Source organism: Saccharibacillus sp. CPCC 101409 (genome assembly GCF_030518235.1).
GTDB lineage: Bacteria > Bacillota > Bacilli > Paenibacillales > Paenibacillaceae > Saccharibacillus.
The window spans coordinates 17,401-31,208 of sequence record NZ_JAULSA010000007.1; the positions used below are offsets into that span (position 1 = coordinate 17,401).

Consider the following 13,808-nt stretch of genomic DNA (forward strand, 5'->3'; position numbering starts at 1 on the left):
CCGGACTAATGCTGCGGGGGTACATCATTTTGGCCGAAAACGGGTAGAAAAAGTCCAAATGATGCTCAGGTACATCATTTTTGCTCGTTTTGCCCCGTAAGCCGTATAGAACCGCAAAATGATGCATGTGCGCAACATATCCGCACTTTAACGCTCCATGCGCCGAAAATGTTGTATCTCCGCACCATTTTGCACCAAGCCGGCCTTTATCGCTGTCCGCCGACCCTGCCGGTACCGCTGACAGCGGCGCGGTCCTCAAGACCGCCGGCTTCCTTGGCGGCGGCTCGCGGCGCGTACGGCAGCATGTCTTTGCGCCGATAGACGCCGAGAATCAGGCCGACGATCGCGCAGTGCACAAGCGTCGAACTTCCGCCGGAGCCGATAAACGGCATAAGCAGCGTGGTAAAAGGCAGCAGGCTGAACGAAGCGCCCAGTCCGTACAGCAGTTGGCCCGCCAGCAGAACGGACAGCCCGATCGCAAGCGAGCGGCCGTAATGCTCCCGGATTGCGAGAAGCGTGCGGAACAGAACGACAGTCAGCCCGATAATAGCCGCCGCCAGCACGCCCGCGACGATCCAGCCGAAGCTGTAAGTTACGTAAGGGAAAATGGATTCCGCATGGGCATAAGGGAGAGCGCGGTTCCGGCTTCCGAAGCCGTGCCCCCACCATCCGGCTTCGCGAATTGCGGCGGACATAGCGTTATTGACGTACGATTCTTGCGCTTCTCCCGTACCCGGGGCGAGCACAGCCCGGAATTTCATCTGCCAGTAATCGCTGCGCAGATAGATGGCGGTCATGAACGCAGCCGCGCCCGCCGGAACCGCGAAAGCGTAAAGCCGCGTTCCGCCCGCGCGAATATAAATCAGCAGTCCCGCCGCCAGATAAAGCAGCATGAGCAGCCAGCCGAGCATATGAAAGTGAAGATGAAGAGCGGCCGGTATAACCAGCAGAACGACAGCGCCGATCTGCCGGTAATGATACCGGCTTCGCCCGCGCAGTCTTAAACGTTCGAATACGCCGGGCAAAGCGATCAGCAGCAGGACGAACATGCAGAGCGGCCAGTTCAGCGATACCCCGCCGATATTGATCCAGCCCAGATTGCCGTTTATCCGTACCGACGCATAGGTCATCGCAAACATCGTAAACAAAACGGTAAAAGCATAAAGAACAACCGCGTACTTTTTGAACAGCCGGTAATCGAACAAACGGCAGGCAATAAGAACAGCCGCCCCCAGTCCGTAATAAAAAGCCTGAGAACCGGCAATCATGCTGTAGATCATTTGGGAATCCGGGCTTGCGTCCAGCGAGAAAATGGCCGTCATTCCGATCGCGATCATCACCGCCAGAGGAACGAACAGCAGCCAATTCAGCCTCGGCCGGTGCACACGTCCCAGGGTGCCGCCCACCTCGTCCGCGTCGCCCATCTGCGCCAGCGCCCATTCGGCGGCTTCGTCGGGCGGAGCGCCTTGGTCCATTTTGCCCGCCATCAGTTCCTCGATATGCCCGCGCATCTCTTCCCGCAGTTCGGGATGCAGTTCCTTCGCTTTGACGCGGGCGCACAGGCGGTCGAGGTAGGCCTGGATATCGGTCGCGGCCGCTTTTTCGGCCAGCGCGGTTTCACGTTCGCTTCGGTTACGTGGGGTGTTTTCGCTCATACCCGGCCCTCCCCGAGCACCGCGTTGACCGCGCCGCTGAAGATGCGCCATTCCTCCGTTTTTTCGCTAAGCCGCTTTTTTCCGGATTCGGTCACCGTGTAGTATTTGCGTTTTCGCCCGCCGCTTTCTTCCCAGTACGAGTCCACCCAGCGCTCCGCTTCCATAGCGTGCAGGATCGGGTACAGCGTGCCTTCTTTCAGTGCAAAAACCCCGTCCGAGCGGGTTTCCAGTTCTTTGATCAGCTCGTAGCCGTACATGCTTTTGTTCGACAGCACGGTCAGCACCAGCGTTCCCGTCGATCCTTTCAGCAGCTCTTTGCTTACTTTCATGCCGTATTCGTCTCCTTTTTATCTATACATAGATTTACTATGTATTGTAAGACTAGGCATGATGCCCTGTCAACAAGTTTGGAAAAAAAGGGAACGTGCAGGAATCGCGGCATTCGAACACGAATCGTAAGAAAACGGATGGACGGCCGCGGATGCAAACAGGGAAAAGCCAAAAAATTCCGACGGGGCCGCGTACATAACGGAAATATCGAGAAAAAACCGCAGGGGGTTGCGATGAAAAAGTTTTGGACGGCGCTGCTGGCGCTGGCGATCGCGGTGCCGATACTGGCGCCCGCAGGGGGAATTCAGGCGGCGAGCGCGAAAATCGTCAATTCGTCGGAGGTATATACGTACGGCGTGCTGACGCGGGATATTCGCGAACTGGCCGAGCGGTACCCGGAGCTGATCGAATACCAATCCATCGGCAAAACGCCGTACGGACGCGAGATCTGGGCGGTCGGTCTGGGCGGCGGCGAAGCGGCGGTGTTCTTCAACGGGTCGCATCACGCGCGCGAATGGCTCACGACGACGCTGAATATGACGATGATCGAACAGTATGCGATGGCTTACACGGCGGGCGGTACATTCGAAGGCTACAACGTGCGCGATCTGCTCGGCAAAACGAAAATCTGGTTCGTTCCGATGGTCAATCCGGACGGCGTGGCGCTTCAGCAGGCGGGACTGCAATCGTTTCCGGTCAGCGCGCACAAAGCCCTGATCGCGATGAACGACGGGAGCGACAATTTTAAACGCTGGAAAGCGAACGCGCAGGGCATCGACCTCAACCGGCAGTACGACACCAACTGGGCGAATCTGGTCAACAACTACTACAATCCGCACTGGATGGGGCATAAGGGAACGGCTCCGGTGACCACTTTGGAAAACAAAGCGCTGGTGGCGTTCACGTACGAGATCGATCCGGAAATCGCGGTATCGTATCATTCGGCGGGGCGGATTCTGTACTGGAATTTCCGCACGCCGGCCGTCAATTACGCGCGCGACAAGCGGCTGGCGGATATTTTTACGAGCCTGACGGGCTACAGCCAGGTCAGTCCGAGCTTCAACGCGAACGGCGGGGGCGGGTATACCGACTGGTTTATCCAGCAGTTCGGCCGCCCGGCGTTTACGCCGGAGATCGGGATAAAGAACGGCGAAACGAGCCTGCCGCTGTCGGCGTTCACCGAAGAGTGGCGGCGCAACAAGAAGATCGGGCTGTGGATCGCGCAGGAAGGTTATGCGCTGTGGGCGGAGAAGAACAAGAACGCGGTGAAACCGGTCGACGTGCTGCTCGACGGGCGGAAGATCGCCGGCGAACCGGCGGCCTTCGTAGAAGGCGGCACGACTTATGTGCTGCATAAGCCGCTGCTGTCGGCGTTCGGCTACCGCGCGTCGTGGGACGGCGCGTCCAAGACGGTAACGTCGAGCGGGCCGCTGGGCACGGTGCGCTTCACGCTCGGCAGCAAGCAGGCGCTGATCGGCGGCAAAGCCGTGACGCTGAGCGCCGCGCCGCGCATGCACGAAGGGCAGATCTATGTGCCCGCGCGCCTCGTCGGCCAGGCGACGGGCGCGTCGCTGGCGCTGGACCGGGCGACGGGAACTCTGTCGCTGACCAGCCCGCCGGTCGCGATCGAGCCGATCGAGCCGGTCGAGACCGAACCGCCGGCGGCAAACCCGCCGGCAGAGACTGCCCCGGCGGAAAGCGTCCCGGCAGCGCCCGTGCCGGGAACGACGGGGCCCGTCGAGCCGGCGCAGCCCGCTCCGGCGGTGCCGACCGTGCCGGGCACGGTCGTGCCGAACGGGTAACCGTTCGGCGGGCGGCGCCCCCGGCGCCCGGGACCGGCGGCGGAGCCGAAGCGCCGGTCCTCCGGCCGTCTGCGGCCAAGCGCCGCGCCGCGGGTCGGCGCCTGTCCGTGCCGGAGCGTCCCGGCCGCGCAGCGGCGGCCGGCGGAGCAAGCGCGGCCCGCGCTTTTAACGCCGCCTCCGGGTTCGCCTCCAGGTCCGCCGCAGCCGGCCGAGTGCCGGTTTAAAGCTTGACGCCGCCGGCCGGCCCGGTGTATAACGGATCACGAGAGTCCAATCACGAAGCAACAGCAACGACCGGGGCCATGCCTCGCGAGCGCCGGCCGGGCGATATCCGGAGCGGCGCGAAGTCTGCCGTCAGAGAAGGATCCCCTGGGCTGCGAGGATTCCCGGCAGAAGCGCGAAGTCCTATCCCGAGAGCTGCGGCGCTCCAAACGCCGCCGGACGTCCCCGTTACCGGACTTCGAGCCTGTTCGCGCTTCGGCGGCAGCGGCGGCCGAATGCGGAGCTTTTCGCGTTCGGCCCGAGCCGTTTACGTTTATCCGCCGCGCGTCCGGGAAACCAGGGTGGTACCGCGAAGACACATTCGTCCCTAACGAGTGTGTCTTTTTTGCGTGCTTGGATGCTTGAAAGGATGAAGCGGCAGGCGAGATCGGTGCCACGCTGCTCAAAAAGCAACGTAGAAGACGAAATCCTCGCATACATGCAGCTACGTTGACAATTAAGAAGCGTAGAAGCGGCAAATGGAAGCCAATGCGCTCAAATTACTCTCTACACTGCTTTTTAGGCAATGCAGCTTGAACAGAACCGCTTACAGACCGCCTACATGTCCCAAAAAGCAATGTAGCCCAAAACGCGAACCGACTCAATAAAACAAAACCCAAAAGGAGAGATTCCCCCATGAAACAAAGCCAACTGCTTATCCCGACCCTGCGCGAAGCGCCGGCGGACGCCGAGGCGGTCAGCCACAAGCTGATGCTGCGCGCCGGATTGATCCGCCAGCTCGCTTCGGGCGTGTATACGTATCTGCCGCTCGGATTCCGCGTGCTCAAGAAAGTGCAGGAGATCGTGCGCGAAGAAATGGACCGCGCCGGCGCGCAGGAACTGCTGATGCCGGCCATGCAGCCGGCCGAGCTCTGGAAAGAATCCGGCCGCTACGACGTCTACGGTCCCGAACTGGTGCGGCTGAAAGACCGGCACGACCGCGAATTCGCGCTCGGGCCCACGCACGAGGAAGTCATCACGTCGCTGGTGGCGGACGAGATCAGCTCGTACCGCCAGCTTCCGCTGACCCTGTACCAGATCCAGACCAAATTCCGCGACGAGCGGCGTCCGCGCTTCGGGCTGCTGCGCGGGCGCGAGTTCCTGATGAAGGACGCCTATTCCTTCGGGCGGAGCTGGGAAGAACTGGACGAGACGTACCGCGCCATGTACGAAGCCTACACCCGGATCTTCACCCGCGTCGGCCTCGATTTCCGCGCCGTGCAGGCGGATGCGGGCGCGATCGGCGGCGAAGGCGAAACGCACGAGTTTATGGCGCTGGCCGAGATCGGCGAAGACACGATCGTCGTCAGCGAGAACGGAACGTACGCCGCGAATCTGGAAAAAGCGGAGATGTTCTGGGAGCCGCCTGCGGGATCGGGCGAAGAAGCGCCGCCGATGAACCGCGTTCACACGCCCGGCGCGCATTCGATCGATCAGCTGCGCGAACATTTCGGCCTGGAAGCTTCGGCGTTTATCAAAACGATGCTTTATCTGGTAGACGACCGGCCGGTCGCGGTCGTGGTGCGCGGCGATCGCGAGGTCAACGAAACGAAGGTGCAGAACGCACTCGGCGGCGAGCGGATCGAACTGGCCGACGACGCAGCCGTACGCAGACTGACCGGAGCGGAAGTCGGCTTTGCCGGTCCCGCCGGGCTTGAAGGGGTCAAAGTGCTCGTCGACCGCGAAGCCGCGGCGATGCCGTCGGCGATCGCGGGCGCGAACGAAACGGATTACCATGTGGAGAACGTCAAGCCGGACCGCGATTTCGCGGCCGACCTCGTCGGCGATTACCGCAACGCGGCCGAAGGCGATCTCAGTCCGGACGGAAGCGGACCGCTGAAGTTCTACCGCGGCATCGAAGTCGGGCATGTATTCAAGCTCGGCACCAAATACAGCGAGAAGCTGGGCGCGGCGTATCTGGACGATTCCGGCCGCCGCCGGACCGCGATCATGGGCTGCTACGGCATCGGCATCTCGCGGATTCTGTCCGCCGTCGTCGAGCAGAATTACGACGAGAACGGGATTCGCTGGCCGGAAGAGATTGCGCCGGCCGCCGTGCATATCGTGCCGGCTTCGGCCAAAGACGCCGCGCAGATGGAACTTGCGCTGGAGCTGTACGAGCGCTTCCGCGCGGCCGGAGTGGACGTGCTGCTGGACGATCGCGACGAACGCGCCGGCGTGAAGTTCAAAGACGCCGACCTGCTCGGCATCCCGCATCGGATCGTCGTCGGACGCGAAGCCGCGGAGAAGCGGGTGGAATTCAAAAAGCGCTCCGACGCCGACAAAGAAACCCTGACGGCGGACGAAGCTTTCGACCGGATCGCGAAACGGAATTGATTCGGCGATTCCGCTGCACAATCGTGTTTGTTTTGCCGAAATAAAGGATAAAGGCAGTCCGTATTCGGGGGAACCTTGAATACGGCTTTCGCTTTATGTCCTGCTTTTGAGGTTATAATGAGTTAGAGGCTACGCACATTATGCGGCGGCTGCGCCGTATCTCTCTATAGAAGATAAGGAGGAACGGCATTGAAGAAATGGTCGTATGTCATTATGCTGCTGGGGCTTTGCGTCATTCTGTATCCCACCGTCAACAATTGGCTGGACGATCGCGCCCAGGCCCAACTGCTGAAAGAAGCCGAAGTCCAAAGCCGGAAGCCGCTGGACCTCACCCGGGTATCGAGCGAATCGGCGGTGCCGGATTACCAGAAAATCTCGAACCTGCTGGACGAAGGCGATGACGACGAAGCGTCCGAGGAAGTCGAACCGCTCGATCCCGATTCGCTCAAGGACGGGGAAGTGCTGGGCGTAATCCGCTACGGGAAGCTCGATATCAAGCTGCCGATCGTCGAAGGCGCGACCAAGCAGAATATGAAAAGCGCGGCCGTGCACGTTACCGGTACCGGACTGGCCGGCGTTGAAGGCAATATGGCCGTAGCGGCGCACCGGGCGCACAAGACGGGCCGTTTGTTCAACCGGCTCGGCGAAGCCGAAGTCGGCGATACCCTCGAGGTCGATCAGGGCGGCCAAACGTACACCTACGAAGTCGACAAGATCCATATCGTGGAGCCGACGGAAGTATCGGTGCTCAATCCGACGCCGGGCGAAACCGCGCTGACGCTGATTACCTGCGATCCGCTGGTGAACCCGACGCACCGTCTGATCGTGCATGCCGTTTTGAAAAAGTAAACACCAAGCGAAGGCCGGGCGGCATGCCCGGTACATACAGCTTTTATCCGGCGTCGTCCCCGCTTCGGGACGCCGCCGCAGAACCGCCGCGATATTCGATCGCGGCGGTTTTTTTGTGCGTGCGCTTCGAAATTTTAGCAAGTCGATAGGCTTTTTGCATAGGAAAGCAGGAATTTGGTTGTGTTATTCCAGATTTCGAGGGCCTGAAACGGGTCTTTTGGCGCAAATATTGTTTGTTACTCCTTGCTAAATTCCTTATCTGTAGGTACTATGGATCTATAAAGACAACTTTTCATAAGAAAATGAATGAAATGGGTTCTCGATTGCCGCAGCTGCAAGGTTTATAACTATTTCTTTTAAAATCGCAGATTAAAAAATGGTCCTTTGTACTCATATGTGAAAGGTTTCATCTCGCCGATATATAAGCTATAAGACAAGGAAAAACTAAAACGACAAAGGCAAACCTGATCGAAAGACAGGGACGCAAAGCTAAAGGGCCTTACCCGCACGGGTTGGCAGCCAGCTACCGAAAGGAGTTTCTTCCATGCGTTCATGGATTGTTAAGATAACCCTCGCTCTGAGCTTGGCTGCCGGCTTGGCGCCAGCGATCGCGCATCCCGCTTCGGCCGCTTCGGTCGACGCTCCCTGGCTCGATACCACTACCCTCCAACAGGGCACGGTCGGCGTGAGCTACAGCGGAGCAACCTCCAAACGAGTCAAAGTCATGATCTCCAAAGCGAGCACCGTATACACTTACGATCTCAATACATCCAAAGCTTCCGAAAGCTTCCCGCTGCAATCCGGCAACGGTTCGTACGAAGTAACGCTGCTCGAGAATACAAGCGGCACCAGCTACAAAAAGATCGGTTCGTCTTCCGTCGAGCTGACTTCGCCGAGCGCCAACGAAGTATTCCTGGGTTCGGTGCAGAACGTGAACTGGAAAGACGCCAAGAACGCAACGGCTCTGGCGCAGAAGCTGACCGCAGGCAAGAAGACCGACAAAGAAAAAGCGCAGGCCATCTACAACTACGTGATCTCGAACGTCAGTTACGACTACGATCTGGCGAAAAATTTGGGCAGCGTCTATCTGCCTTCCGCCGACCAAACGCTGTCTTCCAAAAAAGGCATCTGCTACGATTATTCGTCCCTGATGGCCGTGATGCTGAGAAGTTCGGGTATCCCGACCAAACTGGTGATGGGCAGCACGTCTTACGTCAAAGAGTATCACGCGTGGAACGAAGTGTACCTGGACGGCAAGTGGGTAATCGTGGACACTACCGTCGACGCCGCGTACAAGAAAGCCGGCAAGTCGATCGGTTTCGCCAAAGAAGCAAGCAAATACAGCGTACAAAAAGTATATTAAAAAAAGAATTTCCCCTATCCGAAACCTCCGCCATGCGCGCGGAGGTTTCTTTATTTATGCGAATAACGAAACCAACCGCTGCCGCGGCGCGTTCAAACCGTAATGCTTTTTTTGCGAAAAAACAAAAGAAACGGAGGTCGTATCATGAAAACCACCCATGCGATCGGAATCGGTTTGCTGTGTATTCTGGGAATCTTTCTCTGGGTCTATCCGTTTCCGAAAGCGATCGACCGGGATATTCCCGCCGTGCTGTCCGTCGAGATCCCGCAGTCCGAAAGTTCGGAAGCCTCGGAAGGATGGGCCGGCAAAGAGTACGACGACACGCCGACGGTGATCCATGTCAAAGGCGAAATGTACCGGAAGCTGCTGCGCAAACCGGAATTCAACGTGCGGATCACGGTGGACGGCTTCGACTGGATGAGCACCCATGAACCGGGCCGGCCGATGGTGCTGACGGACCGCGGCGGGATTTACCAGGGCACGATATTTTACACCTATTATCCTCTCGACGGCGGATTCAAGAACGGCCGGCGTCTGGTTCGACGAATCGTTCGACCGGGTGCATCTGTGGGCGTCTTCCGAAGACTGGATCGGCGAATCGAGGCAAGCGGGGCGGACCGTGCTGATTACCGGCGGAGCGGAAAACGCAGAGCAGGCGCAGCGCGTCCGCAGCGAGATGCGCGAGACGTTCGCCGGAGGCGCGGGACAAGATTTCAACGGCTATTTTTACCCGCCATCCTGACCGGCCCGCCTTCTCTGCGCTATAATAAACACAAAAACGCACAGGGGGCCGCCATCCATGTACCGCATTGCCATTTGCGACGACGAGCAGCCGCGGAGGGAAGACGTCCGGCGGATGCTGCTCGATCTGTCGGTCAAGTCCGGCATCGACTTCGAAACCGGCGAGTTCGCTTCGGGCGAAGCGCTGATCGATCATTACGAACGGGGCGGCGAGCCTTTTCATATTCTCATTCTCGATATCGAAATGAACGGGCTGACCGGCATCGAGACCGCGCATAAGCTCAGGGATATGAAGCGGCGGAGCGAACAGATTATTTTCCTGACCGGCTACGCCGAATACATGCTGGAGAGCTTCGACGTGATGACGTTCCAGTACCTGCTCAAACCGGTCGACCCGGACGTGTTCGAAGAGAAGATGCTCAAGCTGTTTCGTTATTTCGAAGAAAAAGAGCGCGAGATCCTGATCGTCAAATCGGCGGAAGGCGAGCTGGTGCTGCGGCACGAAGAGATTATTGCGATCGAAGTGGCGAAAAGCCTGACCGTCAAAAACAAACTCAAAATCACGACCACGCGCGGGGTGCACGACGGCCGGGGGTTGATTTCCAGTTACGTCGAAACGCTGAAAGACGGCCGCTTTTTGCAAATTCACCGTTCGATCCTGATCAATCTGCTGCATGTGCACAAGTTTGCCGGATCGCGGGTCGTCATGTCGAACGGGACGGAACTGCCGATCGGACGCTCGAAGATCAAGGAAGTCAAAGACGCCTGCACCAAATTCATGGTCATGAAGGCGGAGTGAGGAGGGTAGGGAAATGAATCTCATGCTGCCGCTGCTCAACCTGGGAATCGCGCTGGTGATGGCGGTGCAGGTGAATTTTTACTTCAATGCCGTGTTCGGCCGCGAGAAAAGCAAGCCGTCCAAAAAGTACTGGATCGCCGCTTTCGTCCCGCTGAACTTTGTGTATCTGTCCACCAACCTGCCGCCGGCCGCTTCCTCGCTGCTCGCGCTGTTCGTCATCTTCGTACTCGCCCAGGGCTACTACGCGCAGCTGCGGCTCAAGATCGTGTTCGCCGTGCTGTACGCCGTGCTGCTTACGCTCATCAATTCCATTTCGCTGTATCTGCTCGATCCCGTATTTTCGCCGACCGGCCAAGCGCCGCTGGAAGATCCGGGCCGGCTGCTCGTCGCGGGCAGTCTGCTGATCGGCTGCACCGTCATGTTCGCGGTTATCCAGATCATCCGGCTTGTCGTCAAGCGCCGCAGCTTTCCGCTGGAATCTCGCTACTCGCTGCTGTTTCTCGGCGTGCCGGTCGTCAGCGTGTACCAGGTCAACGTCCTTACCGCTTATATGGAGAAAAATATTCATTATTTCGTATCCGTGTTCGGGTTTATCGTCTTGAATGTGCTGGTCGTATACGTGCTCGATACCGTCATCGCCAGATTCCAGCTGTCCAACCAGAATATGCAGCTCCAGAACCAGATGGATTACCAGGACGCCAATTACGAGAAAACGGTGCACAGCTTCAAAGAAATCAAGCGGATTATCCACGATACGAACCAGCAGTTTCTGTTTGTGGCCGAGTGCATCGAGCGGGGGCGGACGGAGGAAGCGCGCGAGCATATCCGGACCACGCTGAACCAGATCGACAATGCGTACCGCCGCGTGAATACGGGCAACCTGGTCGTCGACGCGCTGGTGACGAACGCGCTGAACGTCGGGCAGGCCAACGGCATCCGCATGGATACGGAGCTGAGCCTGCGCGAGTCGGAGCTGCCGATCGAGCGCTACGATCTGTGCGTGGTGCTCGGCAATATGCTGGACAATGCCGTCGAAGCGTCCAAAAAAGTCAAAGTCGCCGAAGACCGCCGTGTCCGCATCCAGATTCGTTCGAGCGAGACCGGGCTGTTTATCCGGATCCGCAACCGGACGGAGCGCGAAGTAACGGACCTGAGCAGCCGCAAGCCGGCTTCGGACGATCACGGCTTCGGCCTGACGAATATCGAGCGCATGTGCGACAAATACGGCGGCCATATGACGGTCGAGACGGAGAATCTGACCTTCGACAATATGGTGGTGCTGCCTTTTCCCAAATAAAAAATGAAAAACGATCCCGCGGCAAAAGTGTCGTTCAGGGATCGTTTTTTTCGTTTCGGGGCATTTATACGCGCTTTTTCGCTTTTTCCAGTATGCTGGGAACATAAAAAAGAAACCGACAACCCCGGAAGGAGAAATGACGATGAATACGATAAAAGGATTGAAAAAAACAGGCGCGGCCGCCATGGCTGCTCTGCTGCTGGCGCTGCCGGTAGCGGAAGGACAGGGAACGGCTTGGGCGGCGGAAGCTTCCGCGGCGACAACGACGGCTGCGAAAGAAAAAGATCCGGTCGAGGGCAAAGCGCAGGAAATGATCGAAGCGCTGATGAGCAATTACGGCGTAACCGGCGTGCAGTACGCGATTCGCGACAAAGGTAAACTGGTCTTATCCGGAGGAACGACGCTGGACGACGCGGGGCAGAAGCAGGCGATCTCCCAAAACGAGATGTTCGGCATCGGCTCGGTCAGCAAAATGTACGTGACCGCCGCGGCGATGATGCTGGTCGACCAGGGCAAAGTGGATATCGACCGTCCGCTGACCGATTATATTCCGGAGTTCCAGATGGCGGACGAGCGCTACAAGCAGATTACGCCGCGGATGCTGATGAACCACTCGGCCGGCCTGTACGGTTCGCATTACAAGAACACGATCCTGATGAACGACAACGATACGCAGAACCACGATACGCTGCTGACCAATCTGCGCACGGAGAAGCTCAAGTCCGATCCGGGCGAATATTCCGTGTACGAGAACGACGGATTCCAACTGCTGGAGCTGATGGTCGAACGCGTCAGCGGCATGAGCTACACCGAGTATCTGGAGCGCTATGTCAGCGCGCCGCTTGAGCTGACTTCGACCAAGACGCCGCTGAACCGGTTCGACCGCGAGCTGCTCGAGCCGGTCCGCTTCCCGCTGTTTGAAAAAGCGATGCCGGCGGAGAACGCGAATATCCTGGGTACCGGCGGCGTGTATGCGAGCGCGGAAGAACTGACCAAGTTCTCGGAAGTGCTGACGGGCGAATATCCGCAGATCCTGTCCGAGAAATCGACGCAGGCGATGCTTCAGAAAGAATACCGCAAAGGCGTCTGGGTCAAAGACGAAGACAACAGCTTCGGCTTCGGGCTCGGATGGGACGCGGTGAATCTTGAACCGTTCGGCGAGTACGGCATCCAGGCCGTGACCAAAGGCGGCGATACGATCATGTACCACTCGGCGCTGGTCGCCCTGCCGAAAGAAGACATTTCGATCGCGGTCCTCAGCTCCGGCGGTTCGTCGATCTTCAACACGACCGCCGCAAGCAATATTCTGCTGGAGTACCTGAAGCAGAAAGGAAATATTAAAGAAATCCTGCCGGAAGACAAGTTCGAGAAACCGGTGAAAAAAGAAATGCCGGCCGAGCTGAACAACTATTCCGGCCTGTACGGCAACCAGGGCGCGACGCGCGAGATCGCGATCGAGAACGGCGAAATCAAACTGCCGGCCCTAATGAGCGACCTGATTCCGGCGCAAACTTATGTGTACACCGGAGACAAGGAATTTACCAGCGAAGACGGCACGACGCTGCTCAGCTTCGACGACCAGACGAACGGCCACACGTATATCCGTATCCGCAGCAGCATGGAACTGCCGGGTCTCGGCCGTCCGCTGATGGCGTACTACGAATACCAGAAGCTCGGCGACAACAAGCTGAGCGCAGACGTGACCGCAGCCTGGAAAGCGCGCGAAGGCAAAACGTATTACGCGCTGGACGAGAAGATCAATTCGTTCTTCTACCTCTCGCCGTCGGTGCTGTCGAAGACGATTACGCTCGACCAGGACGCCGAGTATGCGAACAGCACGAAGATCGTCGACGCGGATCACGCGGTCAACGCGATCGAGATCCCGGTCATGACCGGACGCGACGTGTTCGATCTGGACTTCACGCATGAAGGCGGAGCCGAATATCTCCAGGCCGACGGCCGGACCTATATCGGCGAAGACGGCTTGGCCAAGCTGTACGCCGGCCATTCCTCCATCGTGACCATCCCGGCTTCCGGCGATGCTCGCTGGTTCAAGCTTCCGACAAGCGCGGCGGGCAAAACGCTGACGGTCGATGCCCCGCAGGGCGCCGGCTTCGCGGTCTACGACGCCGACGGCACGCCGGTCAACATCTCGACCGCCAGCGGTTCCAACCGGGCCGTGCTGCCGGAAGGCGGCATGATCGTCTTCGGCGGCAAAGCCGGCGACGTGGTGCACGTGACGCTGGGGCAGAAGTAAGCGATTAGAGCACGGATACGTACATGAACGTTTTGCTTTTCAAGAACCGATTCCCGTCGCAAGTGGCGGGAATCGGTTTTTTTGCGTTGAAAAGAAAAACGGCAATCTACCCAGGGG

The 13,808-nt window shown here is 58.6% G+C and carries 11 protein-coding genes and 1 riboswitch; of the genes, 8 read left to right on the forward strand and 3 right to left on the reverse strand.

The genetic code is table 11. The features are described 5' to 3' along the window. Nucleotides 1-206: 206 nt before the first annotated feature. Together QWJ34_RS15985 and QWJ34_RS15990 are read right to left on the reverse strand one after the other, a co-directional pair. Nucleotides 207-1,655, reverse strand: a complete 1,449-nt coding sequence (locus QWJ34_RS15985) for an FtsW/RodA/SpoVE family cell cycle protein (protein WP_302729310.1) — start codon at nt 1,653-1,655, stop codon at nt 207-209. Next, nucleotides 1,652-1,984 carry a PadR family transcriptional regulator gene (locus tag QWJ34_RS15990; protein ID WP_302729312.1) on the reverse strand — a complete coding sequence of 111 codons (333 nt, stop codon included), beginning with the start codon at nt 1,982-1,984 and terminating at the stop codon, nt 1,652-1,654. Before QWJ34_RS15990 ends, QWJ34_RS15985 begins: the two co-directional genes overlap by 4 nt. A 234-nt stretch (nt 1,985-2,218) precedes the next feature. On the opposite strand from QWJ34_RS15990, the gene QWJ34_RS15995 reads away from it, so the two are divergent. The 4 genes from QWJ34_RS15995 (at nt 2,219) to QWJ34_RS16010 (ending at nt 8,597) form a co-directional block, all read left to right on the forward strand. Then, a complete protein-coding gene (locus QWJ34_RS15995) occupies nt 2,219-3,787 on the forward strand; it encodes a M14 family zinc carboxypeptidase (RefSeq protein ID WP_302729314.1) in 1,569 nt (522 codons plus the stop codon). Between the two features lie 897 nt (nt 3,788-4,684). After that, nucleotides 4,685-6,385: a proline--tRNA ligase gene (locus QWJ34_RS16000; RefSeq protein ID WP_302729316.1), complete on the forward strand. Its 1,701-nt coding sequence runs from the start codon at nt 4,685-4,687 to the stop codon at nt 6,383-6,385. Between the two features lie 189 nt (nt 6,386-6,574). After that, entirely contained in the window at nt 6,575-7,234 is a 660-nt protein-coding gene (locus QWJ34_RS16005; protein ID WP_302729318.1) for a class D sortase, read from the forward strand. A 447-nt stretch (nt 7,235-7,681) separates the two neighbouring features. Then, a riboswitch (cyclic di-GMP riboswitch) is annotated at nt 7,682-7,765 on the forward strand. A 13-nt stretch (nt 7,766-7,778) separates the two neighbouring features. Continuing rightward, nucleotides 7,779-8,597: a transglutaminase-like domain-containing protein gene (locus tag QWJ34_RS16010; protein WP_302729320.1), complete on the forward strand. Its 819-nt coding sequence runs from the start codon at nt 7,779-7,781 to the stop codon at nt 8,595-8,597. Between the two features lie 54 nt (nt 8,598-8,651). Here the strand turns inward: QWJ34_RS16010 and QWJ34_RS16015 are convergent, their stop codons facing one another. After that, entirely contained in the window at nt 8,652-9,026 is a 375-nt protein-coding gene (locus QWJ34_RS16015) for a hypothetical protein (RefSeq protein ID WP_302729322.1), read from the reverse strand. Between the two features lie 130 nt (nt 9,027-9,156). Here QWJ34_RS16015 and QWJ34_RS16020 point away from each other — a divergent pair, with 130 nt between their 5' ends. The 4 genes from QWJ34_RS16020 to QWJ34_RS16035 all read left to right on the forward strand — a co-directional run bounded on the left by QWJ34_RS16020 (nt 9,157) and on the right by QWJ34_RS16035 (nt 13,691). After that, nucleotides 9,157-9,339, forward strand: coding sequence for a hypothetical protein (locus QWJ34_RS16020; protein ID WP_302729324.1), 183 nt, complete (start codon nt 9,157-9,159; stop codon nt 9,337-9,339). A 57-nt stretch (nt 9,340-9,396) separates the two neighbouring features. Next, the gene (locus QWJ34_RS16025) at nt 9,397-10,137 is read left to right on the forward strand and encodes a LytR/AlgR family response regulator transcription factor (RefSeq protein ID WP_302729326.1); all 741 of its coding nucleotides are present in this window, start codon (nt 9,397-9,399) and stop codon (nt 10,135-10,137) included. Between the two features lie 13 nt (nt 10,138-10,150). Next, on the forward strand, nt 10,151-11,434 hold the full coding sequence (locus QWJ34_RS16030; protein WP_302729328.1) for a sensor histidine kinase: 1,284 nt from the start codon (nt 10,151-10,153) through the stop codon (nt 11,432-11,434). A 142-nt stretch (nt 11,435-11,576) separates the two neighbouring features. Continuing rightward, nucleotides 11,577-13,691 (forward strand): serine hydrolase domain-containing protein, encoded by a 2,115-nt coding sequence (locus QWJ34_RS16035; RefSeq protein ID WP_302729330.1) that lies wholly within the window; start codon nt 11,577-11,579, stop codon nt 13,689-13,691. Nucleotides 13,692-13,808 lie beyond the last annotated feature (117 nt).